Annotated in this window: 20 protein-coding genes and 1 riboswitch; of the genes, 5 read left to right on the top strand and 15 right to left on the bottom strand. The window is 38.2% G+C overall.

Annotated features, from left to right (window positions below):
- Window positions 1–369 precede the first annotated feature (369 nt).
- The 3 genes from trpB to BK585_RS09080 form a co-directional block, all read right to left on the bottom strand.
- Entirely contained in the window at window positions 370–1,554 is a 1,185-nt protein-coding gene (trpB, locus tag BK585_RS09090) for a tryptophan synthase subunit beta (RefSeq protein WP_078553140.1), read from the bottom strand.
- 76 nt (window positions 1,555–1,630) lie between these two features.
- Window positions 1,631–3,259 carry a citramalate synthase gene (gene cimA, locus BK585_RS09085; protein ID WP_078556717.1) on the bottom strand — a complete coding sequence of 543 codons (1,629 nt, stop codon included), beginning with the start codon at window positions 3,257–3,259 and terminating at the stop codon, window positions 1,631–1,633.
- A 133-nt stretch (window positions 3,260–3,392) separates the two neighbouring features.
- Entirely contained in the window at window positions 3,393–4,586 is a 1,194-nt protein-coding gene (locus tag BK585_RS09080) for an MFS transporter (RefSeq protein ID WP_245805804.1), read from the bottom strand.
- Window positions 4,587–5,065: 479 nt separating this feature from the next.
- Window positions 5,066–5,167: riboswitch (purine riboswitch) on the top strand.
- 106 nt (window positions 5,168–5,273) lie between these two features.
- Here BK585_RS09080 and BK585_RS09075 point away from each other — a divergent pair.
- Together BK585_RS09075 and BK585_RS09070 are read left to right on the top strand one after the other, a co-directional pair.
- A complete protein-coding gene (locus BK585_RS09075; RefSeq protein ID WP_078553139.1) occupies window positions 5,274–5,864 on the top strand; it encodes a xanthine phosphoribosyltransferase in 591 nt (196 codons plus the stop codon).
- Between the two features lie 20 nt (window positions 5,865–5,884).
- Window positions 5,885–7,399, top strand: a complete 1,515-nt coding sequence (locus BK585_RS09070) for an NCS2 family permease (protein ID WP_078553138.1) — start codon at window positions 5,885–5,887, stop codon at window positions 7,397–7,399.
- Between the two features lie 57 nt (window positions 7,400–7,456).
- On the opposite strand, the gene BK585_RS09065 is transcribed toward BK585_RS09070, so the two are convergent.
- The 4 genes from BK585_RS09065 to BK585_RS09050 all read right to left on the bottom strand — a co-directional run bounded on the left by BK585_RS09065 (window position 7,457) and on the right by BK585_RS09050 (window position 9,904).
- On the bottom strand, window positions 7,457–7,690 hold the full coding sequence (locus BK585_RS09065) for a hypothetical protein (RefSeq protein WP_078553137.1): 234 nt from the start codon (window positions 7,688–7,690) through the stop codon (window positions 7,457–7,459).
- Between the two features lie 123 nt (window positions 7,691–7,813).
- The gene (locus BK585_RS09060; protein ID WP_078553136.1) at window positions 7,814–8,077 is read right to left on the bottom strand and encodes a hypothetical protein; all 264 of its coding nucleotides are present in this window, start codon (window positions 8,075–8,077) and stop codon (window positions 7,814–7,816) included.
- Window positions 8,078–8,220: 143 nt separating this feature from the next.
- The gene (locus BK585_RS09055) at window positions 8,221–8,934 is read right to left on the bottom strand and encodes a DJ-1/PfpI family protein (protein WP_078553135.1); all 714 of its coding nucleotides are present in this window, start codon (window positions 8,932–8,934) and stop codon (window positions 8,221–8,223) included.
- A 370-nt stretch (window positions 8,935–9,304) separates the two neighbouring features.
- The gene (locus tag BK585_RS09050; protein ID WP_078553134.1) at window positions 9,305–9,904 is read right to left on the bottom strand and encodes a hypothetical protein; all 600 of its coding nucleotides are present in this window, start codon (window positions 9,902–9,904) and stop codon (window positions 9,305–9,307) included.
- A gap of 234 nt (window positions 9,905–10,138) precedes the next feature.
- On the opposite strand from BK585_RS09050, the gene BK585_RS09045 reads away from it, so the two are divergent.
- Entirely contained in the window at window positions 10,139–11,827 is a 1,689-nt protein-coding gene (locus BK585_RS09045; RefSeq protein ID WP_078553133.1) for a methyl-accepting chemotaxis protein, read from the top strand.
- A 111-nt stretch (window positions 11,828–11,938) separates the two neighbouring features.
- Here the strand turns inward: BK585_RS09045 and BK585_RS09040 are convergent, their stop codons facing one another.
- Complete coding sequence (locus BK585_RS09040) at window positions 11,939–12,865, bottom strand: DMT family transporter (protein WP_078553132.1); 927 nt, start codon at window positions 12,863–12,865, stop codon at window positions 11,939–11,941.
- Window positions 12,866–12,980: 115 nt separating this feature from the next.
- Between BK585_RS09040 and BK585_RS09035 the strand changes: the two genes are divergently transcribed.
- Together BK585_RS09035 and BK585_RS09030 are read left to right on the top strand one after the other, a co-directional pair.
- Complete coding sequence (locus BK585_RS09035; protein ID WP_078553131.1) at window positions 12,981–14,393, top strand: aminotransferase-like domain-containing protein; 1,413 nt, start codon at window positions 12,981–12,983, stop codon at window positions 14,391–14,393.
- Window positions 14,394–14,918 carry a DinB family protein gene (locus tag BK585_RS09030; RefSeq protein WP_078553130.1) on the top strand — a complete coding sequence of 175 codons (525 nt, stop codon included), beginning with the start codon at window positions 14,394–14,396 and terminating at the stop codon, window positions 14,916–14,918.
- 395 nt (window positions 14,919–15,313) lie between these two features.
- On the opposite strand, the gene BK585_RS24840 is transcribed toward BK585_RS09030, so the two are convergent.
- The 7 genes from BK585_RS24840 to BK585_RS09000 form a co-directional block, all read right to left on the bottom strand.
- Entirely contained in the window at window positions 15,314–15,514 is a 201-nt protein-coding gene (locus BK585_RS24840; protein WP_078553129.1) for an IS200/IS605 family accessory protein TnpB-related protein, read from the bottom strand.
- Window positions 15,515–15,770: 256 nt separating this feature from the next.
- A complete protein-coding gene (locus tag BK585_RS09020; RefSeq protein WP_078553128.1) occupies window positions 15,771–16,004 on the bottom strand; it encodes a twin-arginine translocase TatA/TatE family subunit in 234 nt (77 codons plus the stop codon).
- A 30-nt stretch (window positions 16,005–16,034) separates the two neighbouring features.
- Window positions 16,035–17,492, bottom strand: a complete 1,458-nt coding sequence (locus tag BK585_RS09015) for an alkaline phosphatase PhoX (protein ID WP_078553127.1) — start codon at window positions 17,490–17,492, stop codon at window positions 16,035–16,037.
- Between the two features lie 624 nt (window positions 17,493–18,116).
- On the bottom strand, window positions 18,117–18,698 hold the full coding sequence (locus BK585_RS09010) for a hypothetical protein (RefSeq protein ID WP_078553126.1): 582 nt from the start codon (window positions 18,696–18,698) through the stop codon (window positions 18,117–18,119).
- 68 nt (window positions 18,699–18,766) lie between these two features.
- Entirely contained in the window at window positions 18,767–18,910 is a 144-nt protein-coding gene (locus BK585_RS23690; RefSeq protein WP_139367530.1) for a paeninodin family lasso peptide, read from the bottom strand.
- Between the two features lie 135 nt (window positions 18,911–19,045).
- Window positions 19,046–19,456 carry a hypothetical protein gene (locus BK585_RS09005; protein ID WP_078553125.1) on the bottom strand — a complete coding sequence of 137 codons (411 nt, stop codon included), beginning with the start codon at window positions 19,454–19,456 and terminating at the stop codon, window positions 19,046–19,048.
- Between the two features lie 216 nt (window positions 19,457–19,672).
- Window positions 19,673–21,946: an MMPL family transporter gene (locus BK585_RS09000; protein WP_078553124.1), complete on the bottom strand. Its 2,274-nt coding sequence runs from the start codon at window positions 21,944–21,946 to the stop codon at window positions 19,673–19,675.
- Window positions 21,947–21,974: the final 28 nt, after the last annotated feature.

The raw sequence follows: 21,974 nt of genomic DNA, 5'->3' as shown, positions 1-21,974 counted from the left end.
TAGCGTCTCCTGTGTCCGTTAGAAAACTAAGGAATACAGCATCGTCATCATATTGAAAAAAGAGGTCGGGACAGAAACTGCTAAAACATCTGCCCGGGCTTTGTGGCGGTTTCACTCATTGATTAGAGGGTGTGACAAAAGGTTAAAAAACGAGGGCACTGAAAAAGTTCGGTATTTAACTTTTACAGTGCCCTCTAAGCAATGTGCGTAACCGTTGCATTTTTTTAAAGCCTGCTACGAGTGGGTTTCTCGTAGCAGGCGAACAACTGGTGGAGCCATTGCAACCATAATCAAAGGCATTGAAAAAGTTGGTTTGTACTTTTTCAGTGGCTTCTAAAAAACAACCTTTTGTCACACCCTCGGTTTTTATTAGTTTTGGCTTAATAATAGCTTAACTTCATTAACGTCTTTGTCACCACGACCGGAGATGTTAATAATCATTATCTCCTCTTGCTTCATTTGTGGTGCTGCCTTTAAGCCGTAAGCAACCGCGTGAGCACTTTCTAAGGCTGGAATGATTCCTTCGGTTTGCGCTAACTTTTGGAACGCATCAAGCACTTCTTCTTTTGTCACTGAATAGTACTCAGCTCGACCAGATACTTTTAAGTGACTATGTTCAGGCCCAATCCCTGGATAATCTAGTCCAGCTGCAATCGAATGAGTCGGTAACGGATTTCCTTCTTCATCTTGTAAGCATAAGCATTTAAAGCCATGAATCACACCAGGTGTTCCTTTTGTTAATGTTGCGGCTTCAGCAGGCTCGACACCAACTAGGCGAACAGACTCTTCTGGAATGTATGCTGAAAATGCTCCAATTGCATTACTTCCTCCGCCACAGCAAGCAACGACGACATCAGGTAATCGGCCTTCTTTTTCAAGGATTTGACGCTTAGATTCGTTACTAATAATCGATTGAAAGTGATGAACCATCGTAGGAAACGGATGTGGTCCAACGGCAGAACCTAACAAGTAAAAGGTTGACTCATAATTTTCAATTAAATCGCCTAAAGCTTCATCGACTGCATCCTTTAAGCGCCCTTGCCCTTTATGAACGGCAACGACTTTTGCTCCGAGAAGCTCCATACGAAACACGTTTAATTCTTGGCGACGAGTGTCTTCGGCTCCCATATAAATGGTGCAGTCCATACCTAGCATGGCACAAGCAGTAGCTGTGGCTACACCATGCTGCCCTGCCCCAGTTTCAGCAATAATCCGATGGGCTCCCATCTTTTTAGCCAATAAAATTTGACCGATAACATTGTTAATTTTATGAGCTCCTGTATGATTTAAATCTTCACGTTTCAAATAAATTTTTGCTCCACCTAACGTAGATGTTAGTCGCTCGGCAAATGTCAGCGGATTTTCCCTGCCAACGTATTCTTTCATATAAAAATCATACTCTTTATTAAATTCAGGGTCGTCCTTATAATGCTGAAATGCTTCATCTAGTCGGGCTAATACGGCGTTTAATTGAGGTGGAACAAAACTTCCACCAAATTCACCAAAATACCCTCTTTCACTTCTCTCTACTCCACTCTTCTCAGCTTGACTCATCTCAATCTCTCCTTTAATTTTTAAATATTTAGACAACTATTATTTTACAGAAAAAAAGAAGGTATCGCAATACCTTCTAATGATTTTGAACGCCAATTGTTTTGGATAGTTGTGGTTGACGACCTGTTAAAATTTCAATGTCGCTTTGATGCTTATTTAAGTAATAGCGAACACTATCAATTAAGGCATACCAACTTGCTTCGATAATGTTTCCAGATACACCAATTGTACTCCATTTTTCATGACTATCTGAGGATTCAATGAGAACACGGACTTTCGATGCAGTCGCATCGGTTTCATCCAATACTCGAACTTTATAATCTGATAAATGCATCTTTTGAATAATTGGGAAAAATTGTTGTAGTCCTTTTCGTAACGCATGGTCTAGTGCGTTAACTGGTCCATTTCCTTCCGCAGCAGTTAACACTTCTTCTCCATTGACACAAAGTTTAACTACAGCTTCAGTAGCAAATGCTTCGCCACCTTTATTTTCAATAAACAATTTAAAGTGACCAACATCGAAAAAGTCTTTACTATTTCCTAATCCCTTTTTCACCAATAATTCAAATGACGCTTCAGCCGCTTCATATTGATAACCTTGATGCTCTTTTTCCTTAATTTCTTCGATAATTTGCTTTGTAGCAGGATTATTTTTATTTAAATCAAGGTCCCATTCTTGTGCTTTAAACAAGACATTGCTTTGCCCTGATAGCTCAGAAACTAGAACGCGACGTTGATTTCCTAATAAGCTTGGGTCCACATGCTCGTATGTTTCTGGATGCTTTAACACGGCGCTAACATGCATTCCGCCTTTATGTGCAAATGCACTTTTCCCAACAAATGGTTGGTTACTAGGAGGAACTTGGTTCGCTATTTCATGGACAAACTTAGAAACGTTTGTAAGTTGTTGAATTTGCTCTGCCTCTACACAACTAAAACCTAATTTTAATTGTAAATTAGGAATAACAGAAATAAGATTAGCGTTTCCACATCGTTCACCATAGCCATTCATTGTCCCCTGTACATGACGGGCACCCGCTTGAACAGCAGCTATCGAATTTGCGACAGCCACTTCGCCATCATTATGGCAATGAATTCCAACTTGAATATTCACTTCACTTACAACGTGTGACACAATTTCTGTAATCTCATGAGGGAGTGTTCCCCCGTTTGTATCACAAAGTGTTACACAGTCAGCCCCTGCTTCTTCTGCTTTTTTAATAGCCGCCATGGCATATTCTTGATTCGCTTTATAGCCATCAAAAAAATGTTCGGCATCAAAAATCACTTCAAGGTCGTTTTCTTTTAAAAACTCAACGGAATCAAAAATCATTTGTAAATTTTCTTCAAGCGTTGTTTGAAGAGCATGAGTCACTTGGAAATCCCAGCTTTTACCGAAGATAGCAACGGCTTTAACACCACTTTCTAATATTCGTTGAAGATTTGTATCTTCACTTGCTTTTACTCCAATTCGTCTTGTACTTCCAAATGCTGTAACTTTAGCGTTTTTTAAATGTAAGTCTTTTACAAGTTCAAAGAAGTTCATATCTTTAGGGTTACTTCCTGGCCAACCACCTTCAATATAATGAACACCAAGTTCATCTAGTTTTTTGGCAATCTTTAATTTATCTTGAACGGAAAGACTGACACCTTCCCCCTGTGTACCATCTCGTAATGTTGTATCATACATAAAGACTTGCTTCATTTCCAATGTTCCTCCCACTATAATAAACCCCTCAAATGAAATATTTTGAATGTTTACACTTCACTATAATATTGCAATAAAGTATAGCATAGCTTAGCTTTATTTGCTATTGGTTATCGGAAATTCACTTGAATTAATTCAAACCTGTTTGACGCTGTTCGCCACTTGAATGCCTCCACACATATGAAACGATCATCCCTACGATTCCTATGATACCTGCAAAATAGAAACCGGAAGTTAGACCCCACATTGAAATAAGAACGCCTCCGATAAAAGGCCCTGCAAACATCCCGATAGCATACACGGCTTGGTAAAATCCCATTGCCGTCGCTCGTTTACTCTCATCAAACGGCTGAATGACCATACCGAGAATGGTTGGTAAAATTAAACCTAAACCAAAACCGATAAAAATTTGCACAAACGATAAAATGAGAAAATTCGGTGAGAATGCGGCTGCTACCGAAAAAACTCCACATAATACAAAGCTATACATTAACGTCATCCATTCTCCAAATCTCGGGATAAACCACCTTCCTGCTAAAACTGCTGCAATGGCATGAGGAACCATAAACGCGAACACTAAGACGGTAAGCTGTGATGAAGATGCTCCTAATTCAATAGCGAAGTTGGGAGAAAACCCAAACATCGTAATAAACAAAATACTATGACCTAAGATGGATAGGAAAGAGACCTTAAGTAAGGACGGCTCTTTAATAACCGTTGATATATCTTTGATTTGGATGGGCGTCCTTGCGACTCCCATTTCAGGTTCTTTAATCCAGATGCAAAGAATGAGTCCAAGTACACCACCAATGCCACCTAACCAAAAAGGCGCTAACCATCCAAAAGTATCTACAACAATGCCACTGAAGGCCATACCTGCTAACTGTCCAGCAACCGTAACAAAACTTATCATCCCCATCGCTTTCGTCGCTTCGTTTTTACTGAAATAGCTTGCATAAAGTACCGTAAAAGCAACCCAGGTTGCTGCACTTATACCAGCTACTGCTCGAAATAGTAGCGTCCAGCCTAAGTGATCACTAATGACAAAACCAAAACAGCTCAATGCTGTCAAAAGCATACCAAGTGCGATGAACGGCTTTCTTTTTCTTAGCTTATCTGAAAAAATTCCTAGTGGTAACCTAATTAAAATTTGCATTAAGCCATAGCTTCCTAATACAATTCCAATAAACGAATATGTAGCCCCAAGAAAATCTAAATATGGTGATAGAATCGGGATATAAATATAAAGTGAAAACCAATACAATAAAGTCACAACCATAAATATAATATGGTCAAACCTAGTTACCGTAAATTTAGTAGACAATGAAATTCCTCCGAATGTTATTACTTACGTTTCTTTTTCTTATTATAGTGTAAACCTGTTCAATCGCTTGCTCAATTAAAATGTCTCCATCTAGTGTGTAGTTTCCTATACTTTTTTATTTTTCTCTCTTAGACAAGAGCAATAACTATATTCACAGCGATTACAATGATAAATAAGGATCCAATGAATTTTTCTTGAGAATCTAACTTTTTTAATCTAGCAATCATAAGAAAACCCCCAGTCATTTAAGAGGGCACTGAAAAAGTTCGATTTTTAACTTTTACAGTGCCCTCTTCATTTACTATACTTATCCCTATTCATCAAATTACTAGAATAGAACGACGCTATTTCTATTATTTTTACAAATTACCTCTATATACCAAAAGACGAACATTATTCCTATATACAAAAAAAAGGTTCGTCATTTGCTATTTTTCCCTACCCTACTTTGTGGTAGTATGTTATAATTTTTTTCATCATCAGAACTTATTACGATAACTCGTATAATCACGGGGATATGGCCCGTAAGTCTCTACCGAATCACCATTAAGGATTCGACTACGAGTGAAACGATAGACAAAACCCCGCTGTATAACAAGTGGAGCAATTGCTCGAATGTCCGTGTTTCACTCTATCTGAGTGCACAGATGTTCGGGCTTTATTATTTTTTCAAGGAGGAAAATTATTTTGAAGTTATTACGAGAGAAAATTGAAGAAAGTGGGACGGTACTTTCAAATGGGGTATTAAAAGTGGATTCATTTTTAAACCACCAAATTGATGCGAAGCTAGCAATCGCGATTGGAAAGGAATTTGTTAAACGTTTTAAAGATGAGGAGATTACCAAAGTAGTTACGATTGAATCTTCTGGTATTGCACCTTCTTTAACAGCAGCAATTGAACTAGGTGTAGATGTAGTATTTGCTCGCAAGAAAAAATCAATTACGATGAATGATCAAGTATATACATCTGAGGTATATTCATTTACGAAAAAAGAAACAAACACGATTACAATTTCAAAGGACTTTCTAGCAAAAGATGACAAAATCTTAATTATTGATGATTTCCTTGCAAATGGTCAAGCTGCATTAGGGTTAACTTCTGTTGTCGAACAATCCGGTGCTACAGTCGTGGGTATTGGTATTGTTATAGAGAAATCGTTTCAAAATGGGAGACAATCATTAGTTGATAAAGGCTATCGTGTCGAATCACTCGCCCGTATTCAATCGTTAAAAAATGAAACTGTGACATTTTTAGAAGACAACGTTACAGCACAATAATCAAAAGGGGATTTTTACATATGTCTACTAAAACCATACATTATCCTTGGTACAAGAAAGAAGATACAGATGCTTTCTTCGCTTTATTTCAAAACAACTTAGCCAACTTTGTCATTATCGCTGTTACCATGCTAGGCATGGGCTTTCCTGCAAGTATTGTGTTTGGAAAAGTCATCCCTGGAGCAGCTGTTGCTGTTATTGTAGGTAACCTTTATTATGCCTATTCCGCAAAACGTTTAGCAATAAAAGAAGGTCGGACCGATGTTACCGCATTATCGTATGGAATTAGCACACCCGTCATGTTTGTCTTTTTATTTGGTGTTTTATTACCAGCATACTCGTTAACAAATGACTATGAATTAGCTTGGAAGATTGCAGTTGCTGCTGCTTTTATCAGTGGATTAATTGAAGTATTAATTAGCGTAACTGGAAATTGGATTCGCGAGCGCGTTCCACGTCCAGCTATGCTTGGTGCACTTGCGGGTGTTGCCCTCACGTTTGTTGCGGGAGAAATGTTATTTAAAACGTTCGAGATGCCAGTCGTTGGATTACTTGTTCTTGCTATCATTTTAGTAGGTCTTATCGGAAAACTAGCGATGCCTTTTAAAATTCCTACTTCACTTTTTGCGATTGTAATTGGGACCGTTTTAGCCTTTACTCTTGGGTACTCAGATTCTAGTAAAATTAGTGAGGGTCTATCAAACTTAGGGTTCTATCCAATTCTACCAACTCTAGCACCATTTGAAGGCTTAGGGTTACTGTTCACAACACTTATTGGGTTATTTGCGATTATCCTACCAATCACCATTTATAATGCCGTTGAAACGATGAACAATGTAGACGCAATGTCGGCAGCAGGTGATTCTTATGATGTTCGTGAGTGTCAGGCCGTTGACGGAGCTGGCACGATGATTGGAGCCATTTTCGGTGGATTGTTCCCAACAACGGTTTATATCGCTACTGTTGGGTCAAAGTGGATGGGCGCCGGTCGTGGGTATAGTATATTAAATGCAATTGTATTTGGCTTTGCCGCGTTGTTTGGCTTAATTGCTGCTTTATCTGCGATTATTCCTATCGCTGCGGTTGCACCAATACTAGTCTTTGTTGGAATGTCAATGGTTGCGACAGCTTTTCAAACGAACGAAGCGAAATACTACCCAGCTGTCGCGATAGCCATGCTTCCATATCTATCAAACTTTGTGATGACACGTTTTAATAACAGTGCTGGAGAAGCCGTTGCTAATATCTCTTCAGGTATCGTTCCATTAGGACAAGGTGCGATGTTCACAGGAATTATCCTAGGAGCGATAACGGTGTTCATCATTGATAAAAAGTACTATAAGGCAGCTAGTTTTGCGCTAGTTGGAGCTTTTCTTTCATTCTTTGGGTTAATGCATGCTCCATCACTAGCAATCAATGCAGCTACTGATTTTACGATTGGATATATGATAGTCGCACTATTTTTTGTGTATTGTGCATATGCCCACTCAAAAACAAATGCTCTACCAGAAAACAAAGAAAAGACCGCAGCATAATAATATAAGAGGCCGGGACAAAGATTATCCTTTGTCCCGGCCTCTTAAAATAAATTATTAATCATTCTTTCCTAACCCAACTAGTGCCACAATAAAACCAGCTACTATTAAAAGGTACCCCAATCCAATTAGACTTGATTCATAGGTAAAAGACAATATTCCTCCAATAATAGTCAAATGTAAGCCAAGTAACATTATTTTCAGACCAGCCATAGCCCCTTGCGCTTTACTAATAAGATAAATAACTAAAATTAATAAAAGAGGTAAGGTAATAATAAAAAGCAAACCCATATACATACTTCCTTTCAAGAACAAAGTCAATTTAAGTTCAAAAGCGTAGTCCACAATGAAAACAAAATCAAAATTGATAAAAATAAGTATAAAAACAACAAGGAACCGCAAACTATATTTCTTTTATTTAATTTGTTTTTTTATTACCCACAGAAGTAATAAAAAGAGGAGCGTTCCACCTAGCAAGGAACATAAAATCGATACATACCATAATGGACTAACAACGATGCCTACTGCTACTTCACTCTGAAGATAACTTACTGATTGATATTGATTAACTACATCTGGGATATAGTATTGAATATGCCCCCAACCAACAGTGCTCATTATATAAATATTGTGAACTATACCCGAAAGCAAAAATGCCTGAAATATGGTCTTTTTCACTTTCAATCCTCCGCAACCTTTAAGCTCTTTGCCTGACATTCATGCAGCGCAGTTACTATTTTTCTCTTATTTCACCATACTATTTTTGTAATATTATTATTAATCTCCTCCTGTATTGAACTGCTGTCATCATAATTTTTTCTTTAAAATGATCGGTCTTCGTTGACTAACTTTATTAATTCTCTACAATGTTTGAAAATGCCTTTAAAACCTAGTTCTCTCTTTACATCATTTACGAGTTTTTTCTTTGCGCGGCTAATAATTGAAGCATCTGCTTTATTGTAGCTTCCTGACTGGTATATAGGGTTGGGGTCATATTCGACAACGAGTTGTATGGCTTTCGCCTCTTCTTCTCCTACAAGTTTGTTTGTTAAATATAATGCCATATCAATTCCAGAAGAAACTCCTGAAGCCGTTATGTATTTATCTTGTTCAACAACTCTCTCTCGAACAGGTTTGACACCATATTGACTAAGTAAAGAGAGTACTCTCCAATGTGAGGTTGCTTGTAAACCCTTAAGTAATCCTGCTGAGGCAAGAAGAAATGAACCTGTACATACTGAAGTTGTCCATAGTGTTTTCTTATCCATTTTCCTTATCCACTTTAACACTTTTTTATTTTTTGTTTCTTCAATGAAAGCAATGGTTGAACCAGGTATGAGTAGGATATCTGCTTTTGACACTTCACTCATTTCATATGTTGCTTCTATATGCACCACTCCTGAATCAGAAGTAATGACACCTTTCTTTTCAGCTACAAACATTATTTCTGCACCATCAATATTCCGTAACACCTCATATGGACCAATCGCATCTAGCATTGTCATGCCGTTGTATAGAAAAATTACTATTTTCATAATTCCCTCCTATTACCCTTGTTAACTTCTAAAAGTTAATCAGTAAGAGTTTTTAATATAACATCTTTAAATATCTTAGTATTACTTCTATATAAATATAAAACTTCCTACATAACTCGTGATTTTTTACTTTCATTTAAAAATTATCACTCGATCAAAAGGCCACTGAAAAAGTTCAAACACTCTTTTTCAGTGGCTATAAAAAGTGATAGAAACGGCTCTAGTTGGAGGATGCCTTATGAACTGCAACGGTTATGCACATTGCTTAAAGGGCACTGTGAAAGTTAAAAACCGAACTTTTTCAGTGCCCTCTTAGAGTATATCTTTTTTAAGTGCCTCTACGAGTTAAGTTTTTTTGTTAAAGTCTTGTTTACGAGCGACGTAAGCTTCCTTGTGGGAAAGGAACTCCGGCGCCTGTTCCTGGTGGTGGAGCCATCGGTGCTGTCGGTGAATGTTGTGGGAATCCTTGTGGCATTCCCTGAGGCATTCCTCCCATCCATGGTTGTTGAGTTGGAAAGCCTCCCATTCCTGGCGTCATACCAGGCTGCATTCCTGGCTGTGCAACTGGCATTCCTAATCCAGGCATTCCTGGCGTCTGAAATCCTGGTTGCTGAGGCATCGCAGCAGGGTATCCGTAATCATAGTCATCGTAATCCATTTCTGCTGGGTAAGCTGGATGCATGCCGGGATATTGGTCCATACCTGGTGGTAGCATTGGATGTTGCATGCTGTGCTGTGGCGCTCCCATCATTCCATGGTGTTGTGGTTGACATGTAGGAAACCCTGGTTGAGCCATGCCCATTGGGAATCCCGGCTGAGTAGCCATTTGTTGCTGAGGAAATCCTGGTGTCCCAACACCAAAAGAAGGACCCATGCCAGCTGGTACAGTAGGTGCCCCTGGCATTCCTACTGGTTTATGTTGAGAGTGCGTGTGAGGATGTTGATAAACGTTAGAATTACAATTTGTCATTTTATACTTACCTCCTATATGTTTCTACACATTACCCTATGCACTGTTACCCAATTGGCTACTGTTTTCATGTTAAATGACCCTATGAAACACGCCTAATTATCATGACTTAACATAAAGTGCCACTGTTAAAACTTTTATATTAAAGCTATAATGAATCATACTACTATCGTGAGCCTTCCCTCCTTTTACATCATTTGAACGCTCAGCTAGAATTTGAAAGGTGTGTTGAAATTGAGTATCAAGAAAAAGCTTTTCTTATCATTTGCTATGATTCTATTGTTGGCAGGAGGTGCAGCTGGATACCTACTCTATTCATTAGTCACGTTAAACAAAGCATTTGAAGATTTTACAAACCAAAATGTGCAACTACTAAGCTTAGCCTATGAAATTCAATATGAGGATTTAGAGTTAACTAGTGCAGTAAAAGGAATCATGATTGAGCCTTATAACAATGCAGAACTAGACAATTATAACCAATCAGCGGAACGAATTGAATCTCTCATTGACCAAGCAATTCCTCTTTTACAGCACGAACGGAGTAAAGAAATATTTGCTGAACTTGACCAATATAATAATGAACTTATTTCATTAGAGTCACAAATCATCTCCTTAGCTCGTTCGGATAAGGAAAGTGCTATGGTGATTTATCACGGTGACTATCGTAATGTTCGTACTATCTTTTCTAAAAATTTAGCTGAATTTACGGAAATTCAAAATACTAGAACTGCTGAAACTATCGAACGAAATAAAGAGGTAATGTTTGTACGTTCAGTCATCAGCTTTATTGCCATTGCATTAGCTATCATCGCTGGAATTGGTGTTGCTTTTACGATTTCTAACTCGATAACATCGCGCTTATCTTTAGTGACTACTAAGCTAAAAGAGTTGGCGCAAAACGAAGGTGACCTAACGGCAAGATTAGAAATAAAGAGCAAGGATGAAATTGGTCACTTAGCCCAATCATTTAACTCAATGATGGGTAACATTCAACATCTAATAAAAGAAGTAAAAGATATGACCGTTGATGTTGCCGCGTCATCGGAACAACTAACTGCTAGTTCAACAGAAGCTAAATTAGCAACTGACCAAGTCACTGTTTCGATTCAACAAGTAGCTGCTCATTCAGAAACCCAAATGCAAGGCACAGAAGAATCTTTAAGCGCACTTGAAGAAATGACTTCTACAATCCAAACGATTGCTGAATCATCTTCACTAGCTTCGGAATCTTCTTATGAAGCAAGCCAACAAGCTGATAATGGAAACGAATATATTAAAAAATCAGTAGAACAAATGAGTACCGTCCGCGTCTCTGTGGAAAGTGCGGCTCAAGTTGTTCAAAGACTGGAAGACCGATCAATCGAGATTAACAGCATTTTAGAAGTGATTACAGCAATTTCAAATCAAACTAATCTATTGGCGTTAAATGCAGCGATTGAAGCCGCCCGTGCCGGAGAACAAGGAAAAGGATTTGCCGTAGTAGCCGATGAAGTTCGTAAGCTTGCCGAGCAATCTACCGCTTCCGCTAGTCAAATTTCCGAGTTAATTTCTGAAATATTAAAAGAGACATCCTCGGCCGTAGATGCAATGGAAAAAGGAACTGAAGACGCTTATTCTGGTGAGGAAATGATGAACCGAGCTGGTGAATCATTCGACCAGATTTTATCATCGATAAAGAAAGTATCAGAACAAATTGATGAAGTTTCATCCGCATCTCAACAAATTGCTGCAAGTTCCCAACAAGTTACTGCATCAATTGATGAGCTTGCTAGTATCTCAAAAGAAACAGCTGAAAATGGACATACGGTTGCTGCTTCTTCTGAGGAAACTCTTGCTTCTATGGAAGAAATTAGTTCATCAGCATCCTCATTATCTGAGATGGCTGAAAAGCTACAACGGTTAGTAGGTAAATTTAAACTTTAAGATAAGAGTCCTGAACAATAGGTTGAATTATGAGGGCACGGAAAAAGTTAGGTTTTAACTTTTTCCGTGCCCTCTTAGCAATGTTAACTAGTTATGTCTTACATCTCTTTCCTACACTACTTTTGCTTTCTTCTCTAATCCTCTTCCCTTTTTTCTTTTTATTACCTTAGCTAGCGCTTTATGATTAACAAGCGCTGTCCCAATAATAATTGTAAAGCTTCCAAGTACCATTAACGATGTAAGAGGTTCCTTATAAAAAAACGCCCCTAATAATAAGGCAATAACAGGCGAAATGAATAGCCATGTCGACGGAAAAATTGGATTCGTTCTCCCAACTAACCAATAGTACAGACTGTGCCCGACCATTGAACCAACTACAATTAAATAAAGAAGAGAACCTAGTGCAGCTAGGTTAAACGTAACATCAAATTCTCTTTCTGTTGCTGCTGATAAGAGCAGCAATGCTAGCCCCCCGTACATCATTTGGACAGCATTTAAGGCAATTGGTGACGAGTCCTTTAATTTATTGATGACATACTTTGTATAAATGGTACCCCCTCCATAAAAGACTTGCCCTACAATAATCGCAAGACATCCATAAAGCCATAAAGTATGACCTGGTAAAGTAAAACTAGGAAGTGCCAAAAGGAATACGCCACAAACTCCAAAAAAGCACCCCACTACTGATAGGCGATTGGTAGATTGTTTTAGAAGTACTTGAATGAAAACGATAGCGATTGGTCCAGTAGCAGACAATACAGCCGCTACCCCTGATGTTACATATTGCTCTGCCCAATACAACGTCGAAAAGGTTCCAAAGGTTAAACATAATCCAGTCAACAGCATCTCTTTTCGAAAAAAAATAGGTAAGGTTGCCTTCTTCGTACTATATAAAATCACATACAAGATAAATCCAGCAACAAAAAAACGAAGGCCTCCCGATAAAAAAGGTGGCAAACCAGCGTCTACCCCAATTTTTATTCCTAAGAAAGTTGTAGCAAAAATAAAACACATGATTAAATAACTAACAATGACCATAAAACTCTCCTCCTTTTTACCAATCGTAAATGAATAGGAGTAGAACAGTTTTATCTTACTAGACCAGTTTGTTACATCCTGTGTTACACTTAAATCATCTATTGGGGGTATGAAAATGGGTACAAGTAAGAAACGCAATGATCATCTTTTTATACAAATCTATGATTATGTTCTTCAGCGAATTGAAAGTAAAGATTGGCTTGAACATGAAAAACTACCGTCTATTAGACAACTAGCTATAGAGTTTCAGGTTCATCGATTAACAGTACTAAAAGCGTATACTATGCTGAAAAACGATAATAAAATCTATGTCAAAGATAAAGTTGGTTACTTTGTCCAAGTCCAAGCACGTACTCAACCTTCTTTCCCGCTCAGCGGTTCACCATTGATTACCGCCTATGAACATAAAAGTAGTTTGTCTGAAATTCATCAAACGAAAGTTGATTATAACTTTGCTCAAGCGTTAATTGACCCTAATCTTTTACCTAACCATTTTTTTTCGGATTATGTTAAAAATGTATTTGATTTATATCCAAAGCTATTGGCAACCTACGCTACGGTAAAAGGCGATGAAGAGCTTCGTGCTTCTCTAGCTCACTATCTATCTACACAATATAAAACAGAGCTGAATCAAGAGGAGTTACTAGTGCTCTCAGGTTCGCAACAAGGAATTTACCTTGTCGCCCAAACGTTCATCAAACCAAGAGACACCGTGCTGTTTGAACGACCGAGTTATAGCGCAGCGATTGACGTCTTTAAGGCAAGAGGAGCCCATATTCAAACCGTTACAATTACCCCAGAAGGATACGACCTAAACGAAGTTGAATATGCAATGAAAACATGGAAACCAAGATTGTTTTACCTGAACCCAACTTTCCAAAACCCAACTGGCTATACGATACCTGTTAACCAACGAAAAGAGCTAGTTCAACTGGCTGAACAATATCGCTGTCTGTTAGTAGAAGATGACGCTTACCATGATATTTATTTTAAAAAAGCTCCTCCTCCTCCTTTGTATACATTTGATACAACAGGAACGGTCATCTATATTCGCAGTTTTTGTAAATACATTTCTCCTGGGTTACGAGTGGCAGCCATTGTCTGCCAACATTCTTTGATGAAGCCGCTCGTCTCTTCAAAAGCATTAATTGATAATGGGTCACCTCTTTTAAATCAAAAAATATTCCTTCATTATTTTTCTTCACCACGATTACAGACACATATAGAAAAGCTTCGGATTGCACTTCAAATAAGAAAAGAAATAATGGAGGAGGAATTAGCTATAACAGACTGGTCTTGGGTCAGTCCTAGTGGTGGCTTAAACATTTGGGCTCGCCTTCCTGGAACTGAACGGGGAAAGCTCTTGTTTAATAAGGCCCTTAGTCATTCCATATCCTTTGTTCCAGGCTTTGTATGTGACCCTGAGAATCAATTATCTTCCTGGGTAAGGCTAAGTTATTCTTTTGCCAATGATCAACAAATTCGCGAAGGTATGAAAAAATTAATTCAACTAGAAAGGAGTTTTTAAATGAATTTCTCACTGAACGAAGCCATTGAAGTGTTGGAGCGAACACCGCAAACATTGGCGTCTTTATTAACTGGGTTATCGCCAGGATGGGTACTTAGTAATGAAGGAGATGATACTTGGAACGCCACAGAGGTCATCGCTCACCTCATTGAAGGAGAGAAAACGAACTGGCTCCCTAGACTAGAGCATATCCTACAAAAAGGGAAAAGCACGCCGTTTCCTGAATTTGATCTCTTTTCTCATTTACGTGAGTTGAAAAATAACACACTCGAACAAAAGCTGCAACAGTTCAAAATAAGTAGAGAGCAAAATATTAAAATCATAAGAAATCTGATAGAAGATGATGCCCAACTTGCATTACAAGGTACTCACCCTGCCTTTGGTGACGTAAAGGTTAGAGAATTACTTTCAACATGGGTAGTCCATGATTTAACACACATTTCACAAATTGTTAGGGTTATGGCTAAACGATATAGAATGGATGTAGGACCTTGGGAAGCGTATTTAGGGGTTTTAAGGAAGTAATTTACATAAATTGAGGCTGTGTCCGTTGAATTATTGTTCTTGACGCAGCCTCAAACTAACTCTCGTACAATTATTTCGCCATTGTATAAGGTAATGAATTACTAATTTTATACTCAGCATGTAATGGACAAAATTTGCATTTACACTCCGTTTTATTGTCTCCATTCATTTTATATACGTGCGGGACATCAAGCCTAGTGATTCCACTTTTCACATGTTTTGAACAAACAGCTATCATGCTCCTTCTTCCTTTCTAATTAGTCGATGTTACTGGTGATGTCTGTGAGAGTCGTTTACGAAAAACAACCTTACTTAAGGAAACACTCCGTTCTTGAACTACCCACCAGTTATGGATTAGGGCTATCTCCGTCGTCGCACCGACGGTTCTATTAGCTTCATTTTTTAAAATTCAAGCAACCATTGATCTTAAACGTCTTTATATTTAAATGCGCAACTCGAACACAACTGAGAGCTAGGAAGGTTTTACTCACTTCCACGACTGTCTTACCGTACCATTCAGCCTTGTACACTAACATCGTTTTGAATCGGTACCAAGACACATCAACGATAGATTTCGCGTTCTTCTCATTTTTCATCAGGTTGGTGATTTGTTGACTCTCTATTCCGATAATATCGTGGTTTGTAAAATCGGTAGAGGTTTTATGAAAAACGTCTTAAATCTTGTTTTCAATTTTATCGTGAATTCGCTCCACTTTCATTCGTTGTTTGTTCCAGTTTTTAGAACCGTTTACTCGCCTTAAAAGCACTCGTTGTGCTTCTGCTACCTTTTTCTCTAGAATTACCTGTAGGTTGTTCTATCTAAAAGGAGAGCAAGAGCAACGCAACTTGAGGTCAAATATTGCTTCCTGTTTTGCTATTTGCTTGCTCAACAGCTTGAAGAGTTGTTCTTTCTTCTTTCTTGTTTTCTAATCCATCTGTGTTTACAAGCTCATTTGTAGCTTTTTTAAATTCCTTTAGCGTACTTCCAAACGCTCTCCCGATTTCAGGCAGCTTAGATGGGCCAAAAATGATGAGGGCGATGACCAGAACAAGAATAAGACCAGGGATTCCAATATTCGAAAGCATGAGACAACCTCCTTATTTTTTCGAATTCTATTAAAGAGTAACGCCATGACGATCGAGTACAGCAGCTGCTAAAGGAGACATCCCTTCTTTTTCCGCGTACGCGATAATCTTGTCCGACAGTTGAGGCGCGAACCCTGGTGGTGGTGCCGCATGACTCATCGCAAATTGACGAGCAGAGTTTCTTCTTGCAAATGGTCCCCATATTGCAATCGTAAAACCAGGACTTTGGATGTTGACATACATTGTTTTTCCATCAGGAGAGAAGCACACTCCGGCAAATTCCGAGCTATTAAATACATTCTTTGCAAACTCATACACATTCCCTTCAGGAGTTAAACCGATAATACGGTCACCTTGAGGATTTCCATCTTCAGCAATCCAAAGGTCACCCCATGGAGTAATCGTTACATTATCAGGAGCATGCAATTCATTTGTTGAAGACGATTCAAAAAATAGTTCTAATGTATTTGTAGCTGGGAAGTACCGATATACACGACCGAATCTTCCTGGCGCGGTAGTTGTTCTTGCACTGGTATCGTCAAACCAAAGGGCTCCACCACCAAACCATGCTCCCTCAAGACGTGTGAAACGAATACACCCAAGGGCCATTGCATCTTCCTTGGCTCGTTCTGGGTTGACTTGTTTCCAAACGACACCCACTTTTTGTCCAGGCGTAAACTGACTAGCTTGGTTACTCGGAAGTTCATCTAAAGCCGCTGCTTCAAGAATTCCTCCTTCTTGTAATGACCCTAATTGTTGACTTTGGTTATGAGGGGTAAAACGGTATAAGAAGGAAGCATCATTATCCTCAGTTAAATACCAAATGCCAGTAGAAGGGTCAACTGCACATGCCTCATGAGAAAAATAACCCATGTCACGAATCGGTGTTCTAGACATTTCATTTTCCGGGTCTAATGGATTAACTTCAAAAACAAAACCATGTCCCATATTACGTGTTTCTTCACAGGTTAGCCATGTTCCCCAAGTCGAAGGTCCCCCTGCACAATTACGGATGTTTCCTGAGTTCGTCACATACTCACTAATCACTTCCCGGTTTGGTCCAACAATAAGAGCAGTCGTTCCACCAGCCGCTGATTTACTCCATGGATTTTTCCCATTTACAGGCCATTGATGGTTTGTACCTAACTCATGATTACGAACAAGAATCGTTGTATTTTTTGGTCCCTTATATGCAGCCATTCCGTCTAGTAATCCAGGAACAACATCTCCGCTTGGGTTCACCATTGCTTGTCCACTTGTTGAGATAATCTTGTAATTAAATCCTTCTGGCAAATCAAGGATGCCATTGGGATCTTTCTTTAGTGGCCCATATCCGCCCCAACCTTTACCTTTAGTTGTGTCTGCATTCGAAGCGAATCCTGTCGTTCCTCCTGCAAGTGATAACACACCCGCTGACCCTAGTGTTAAGGCTACTGTTCCAATGCTACCAAGCTTTAAAAAATCACGTCTGTTCATGTTACTCTCCATGATTCCTGTTCCTCCCCAATTTTTTTGGTGTCTGGACAAGCTGCAACAACTATTCAAAATGTAACAAAGGAATGCAAATATAAAATGTAATTACTGTGGTTATATTGTTAAATCCTAAAAGCACAACTATTGATGCATAAATACATCATTTTTATCCTACTTTCTGTAGAAAATATGTTTTATCCAAATCTCTCATCCTGCCAAATCATAAACTACCCTGTCGAAAGCTTTATGTACATATTACTTTGTTCTCATATTAAATTATTTGTAATTAGGAGATTTGTTAAAATGTTAATAGTGTCTAAAATCTATTTAAAGATTATGTGTAGAGGAAAAGTATCGTGAAAAACAAACAGAAGGAATCAAATCAATGAGGAAGTACTTTTTTAGAAGTAAAGACAAATCGAGTTTATTAAGGGATTTCTTACTGAAAATTGCTATTTATGTCTTGGAGTGTTCACCAATCACTGGTGAATTATTACGAGAAAAGTAACGAAGAGAAGCGGACTGAAATGAAGGCCAAAGAGGGAATGCATGTAGACAACTCTTAAATTATTGTCACTCCCCCTTATATTCAGTAACTAGGACTTTGAAAGCATGGTCATCTTATGATTAGTATACCTATTAAGCTTGAGTAAGCGTTTTTCGATTAAGGTATTTATTGATTAGCTCCTCATTAGCCATTACTTTTTCAACATCGAATACAATTGGTAGTAATGCATCCTTTCCAGAATAAATGGCATCTCCTCTTTGTTCAATTGCCACACCATAAAGTATTTTAAGCATTCTATAAAACTTCTTATCCATTAACGCAATATAAAACTTTGGAGAGTATGTAATGGCATGATTATAAAAAATCTCAAGTATACCTTTAAAATGACCTTTACGCTGGTACTGTTCGTGTATACATAGTTTATCAATCTCCCAAGTCCTAGTTTGATGTTTTTGAATATCATTATAACTCGTAAAATTTGCTCTAGAAGGTCCTTCTACTGTGCTAAAAGGATTATTAGGAGAGTATGGTATGAATTCTATCGTTCCAACAACTCTTGGTTTAAGAAATCGAAGGGTGTGTGGCATAAGTAAATTATAGCGAACAGCATCGTCTGAGTAAGGGTCATTATACCATCCATGGCGTGAGCATATATATTCCCATGTTTCTTCAAATTTTTTTTGTTGCCTATGTGTTTTCACTATTTCAAACAAGACCAATACCCCTTTCATTGTAAATAAAGTATAGAAAAAGTAGAGCTTTTTAGCTCTACTTTTTCTAGTTAGCTATCGAATGGATTTATTGGATCTATTGTGTCTTCTGGATTCCCAGGATCCTTTGGTGGTTTAGGATCTTTAGGAAAAAACTTCATTGTCTCACCAACAGATAATATCTCTAACTCCGGTTGTGACCAAATCTTTTTCATACCTTATCACCTCTGCTTGTTCTTAATAAAATTAAACCAAAAACTAATTGTTCTTAATAAAGAATATTTTATTAATTTCCCTTTGTCAACACAAAATAAACGTTTTGTACCATATTGTTCACTTTACTGCTAAAATTACATCACCCAAAAGTAATAAATGACAAATCCAGAAATAAAAACAGTTTCTGCTATCGTCTGATACTTTCTCACTTTCGATTTTTTTACGTCCTCTACGCTTGACTTAAATAACGCTTGATATAAATCGATAATAAAAAGAACGACAGCTACAATAAGCACCAGTATGTTTTGCGTAAGAAGAACAGCTAAGATATAAAATAACCAGCTCCTAAAAAATCGGAATAGTAAACTAAATAGGATAACTGAAATACTATTAGGATTAATATCTAATTCAGAATCGGATGAAATTTGGTCAAGCTCTTCCTTAATCTTTTTATAATCTCGTAAATAATCGATATTGTTCCAGAGTAATATTATGCAGTAGATAAAAATAAAAATATCTTCCTTGCTAGAAAGAAAATCAAACATAAGCTCCCCCTTATACAAAAAAAGTTATATAAATTAGCTATTCTATAATCTACTCTTAAATCCTGTATTTCATTAATGATTGGTTACTAATATATAGTTCCTATGCTCTTCAACGGAAGGCTCTAATAAAGGGTGGAACAAAAAGTAAAACGGAAGGGCGCAGAAAAAGTTAAAAACTTTTTCTGCGCCCTCGATACTTTCTTACCCCAGCTACCACTACCCTACCATCTTTTTATTTGCATGACTTTCAGCTCTACTTTTTGCAAAGGGAAACCACCAGTTCCATTTCCCCATTAACTTCATTGATGCAGGTACTAAGATGAAGCGAACAAGTGTGGCATCGATAAATATCGCAACCGCCATCCCGAAACCTAGTGTTGAAATAGGGAGCATGCCAGAGAAAGCAAATCCTCCAAACACAGCAATCATTAATACAGCTGCTCCTGAAATGATTGGTGCTGTTGCATGAAGCCCAACTGCCACACTTTCATCATTATCGCCATTTTTATCATACTCTTCTTTCACTCTACTCAAGAGGAATACTTCATAATCGGTACTAAGCCCAAACAAAAGTGCGAGTAGTAGAACGGGAACGAAATTGACAATATAGCCATTTGCGCTGACATTAAACAGCTCTGCGCCATATCCGTTCGCAAATACAAATACTAGTATCCCATAGGTCGCCGCAACCGATAGTAGATTCATTACAATTGCTTTTAATGGTAGCCATACACTTTTAAACGTAAAAAATAATATAATATAAAGTAACACGAGCATAACTGCGATAACAGGAAGTAAACTATCATAAATAGCCTCATCCATATCCATCCCTAGCGGAGTTTGTCCCCCGACATATACTTCGGTTCCTGTAGGTGTTGGATTTTCATTTATGTTATTTTTTATATAGTCAACCAAATCCTTGCTGTCTTTACTCGCTGCATAGACACTAGCCTCTACATCAATGACGAGCGCCTGTCTGTCCTCACTAATATACCGTTCTACCATTGGTATCATTTGTTCTGGGACACCATTAAAATCAGTTGATATTAATTCATCTATTTGGGCAGGTTGAAATCCTTCAAACAAAGATACAATCGAATTCACTCCGCTGCTATGTTCATGGTTTTCTATCGAGTCGGTTAGATTCTCAATATAAGTGATTTGTTCTTCTGTTATCCTACCCTCACTGTCCAAGACTATTGAAATGGCATTCATACTCCCCACACCAAATGATTGTTCTAACCTATCTAGTCCCTGTTTTACCAATGATTCCTGTGGAAGAATTTGACCGTCCGGATTAAATAGTTTCATATCTTTCACTGGAATTGCAAAGCTCATTAGAATAATCACAGAGAGTACCAAAAAGAAAACTGGCCTTTTCATAATGACCTTCGAAAAACGATACCATCTGGATTGGTTTCGGTCTGTCGGTTTAGGAAGAAACGGTATTTTGAGCTTGTTAATTCTCTCACCTAATAAAAGTAAAACCGTAGGTAATAATACTAAGCTAGCAAATACCGAAACGATAACAACCGTTATCGCACCAAACGCTATTGCTTTAATTGCAGGTAGTTCCACTAAAAATAACGCTGACAAGGCAGCGACGACTGTCACACCTGAAAAAAACACGGTATGACCTGCTGTTCGCAATGTTTCAGCGACTGCCTCTTTTACCTTTCCCTTTTGTTGTTCTAACTCAAGCTTAAACCGATTGACAATAAATAAAGAGTAATCAATTCCAATCCCAAGCCCTAGCATGACCGCCGCATTCGTAACAAACACTGACAGTTCGAATGTATTTGCTACTAGATAAATAATCCCCATACTAACGATAATAGAAACCACCGTAACCATCATCGGGGTAATCGCGGACACTACACTTCGAAACACGATTAGAAGAACAATAAAAATGAGAGGTAATACAATCAATTCAGCTTTCACCAATCCCTTTTGACTATATAAACTAACATCGCCCCAGATTGCAGCCTCGCCGATTAAATACGCGTCAACTCCGACCTCTTTTCCCTTTTGATGAAGTTCCTCTTGGATGTCAGGCATTAAATTTACCGCTTGGCCTTCCTCAATATTCATGCTGACAAAACCAATCGTTGTCTTGTTATCTTTGCCTTCCATTGTTTCTCTTAGTTGGGCAGGTGCTTCAACCCAGGAATAAACAGAATCAACCTCTTCTAAACTTTCAACATATTCGACCACTGCTTTTACATTTTCTTCATAGACTGCTGTCCCAATTTCATTAGTCGGATCTGTAATAACGAGCGTTAATGAAGTCGGGGCTCTCCCCGCAAAGCCATCAGACATCATTTCGCTTGCTAAATAGGAAGAGCTTCCTTTTACATCCCAACCTCCGCCTGACAACAGCGGGGTTAATTTTGCTCCACCCAACCCACTAATGACGACAAGTCCAATAAACACTAGAACGATAATCCATCTCCACTGAAATAAAAAATTAGACCATAGTTTACTTTTCACTTCACCATTCCTCCACCCTTTTTATACC

Origin of the sequence: Bacillus alkalicellulosilyticus (assembly GCF_002019795.1) — a bacterium.
Lineage (GTDB): Bacteria > Bacillota > Bacilli > Bacillales > Bacillaceae_F > Bacillus_AO > Bacillus_AO alkalicellulosilyticum.
This window is presented reverse-complemented; position numbering and strand designations above follow the sequence as displayed.

What these genes read in the sequence shown, in the direction of transcription:
- trpB (WP_078553140.1), bottom strand. Translation starts at nt 1,554, where the DNA reads ATGAGTCAAGCTGAGAAGAGTGGAGTAGAGAGAAGTGAAAGAGGGTAT.
- cimA (WP_078556717.1), bottom strand. Translation starts at nt 3,259, where the DNA reads ATGAAGCAAGTCTTTATGTATGATACAACATTACGAGATGGTACACAG.
- BK585_RS09070 (WP_078553138.1), top strand. Translation starts at nt 5,885, where the DNA reads ATGTCTACTAAAACCATACATTATCCTTGGTACAAGAAAGAAGATACA.
- BK585_RS09065 (WP_078553137.1), bottom strand. Translation starts at nt 7,690, where the DNA reads ATGGGTTTGCTTTTTATTATTACCTTACCTCTTTTATTAATTTTAGTT.
- BK585_RS09055 (WP_078553135.1), bottom strand. Translation starts at nt 8,934, where the DNA reads ATGAAAATAGTAATTTTTCTATACAACGGCATGACAATGCTAGATGCG.
- BK585_RS09050 (WP_078553134.1), bottom strand. Translation starts at nt 9,904, where the DNA reads ATGACAAATTGTAATTCTAACGTTTATCAACATCCTCACACGCACTCT.
- BK585_RS09040 (WP_078553132.1), bottom strand. Translation starts at nt 12,865, where the DNA reads ATGGTCATTGTTAGTTATTTAATCATGTGTTTTATTTTTGCTACAACT.
- BK585_RS09035 (WP_078553131.1), top strand. Translation starts at nt 12,981, where the DNA reads ATGGGTACAAGTAAGAAACGCAATGATCATCTTTTTATACAAATCTAT.
- BK585_RS09030 (WP_078553130.1), top strand. Translation starts at nt 14,394, where the DNA reads ATGAATTTCTCACTGAACGAAGCCATTGAAGTGTTGGAGCGAACACCG.
- BK585_RS24840 (WP_078553129.1), bottom strand. Translation starts at nt 15,514, where the DNA reads ATGAAAAATGAGAAGAACGCGAAATCTATCGTTGATGTGTCTTGGTAC.
- BK585_RS09020 (WP_078553128.1), bottom strand. Translation starts at nt 16,004, where the DNA reads ATGCTTTCGAATATTGGAATCCCTGGTCTTATTCTTGTTCTGGTCATC.
- BK585_RS09015 (WP_078553127.1), bottom strand. Translation starts at nt 17,492, where the DNA reads ATGGAGAGTAACATGAACAGACGTGATTTTTTAAAGCTTGGTAGCATT.
- BK585_RS23690 (WP_139367530.1), bottom strand. Translation starts at nt 18,910, where the DNA reads ATGAAAAAGATTTGGTCACAACCGGAGTTAGAGATATTATCTGTTGGT.
- BK585_RS09005 (WP_078553125.1), bottom strand. Translation starts at nt 19,456, where the DNA reads ATGTTTGATTTTCTTTCTAGCAAGGAAGATATTTTTATTTTTATCTAC.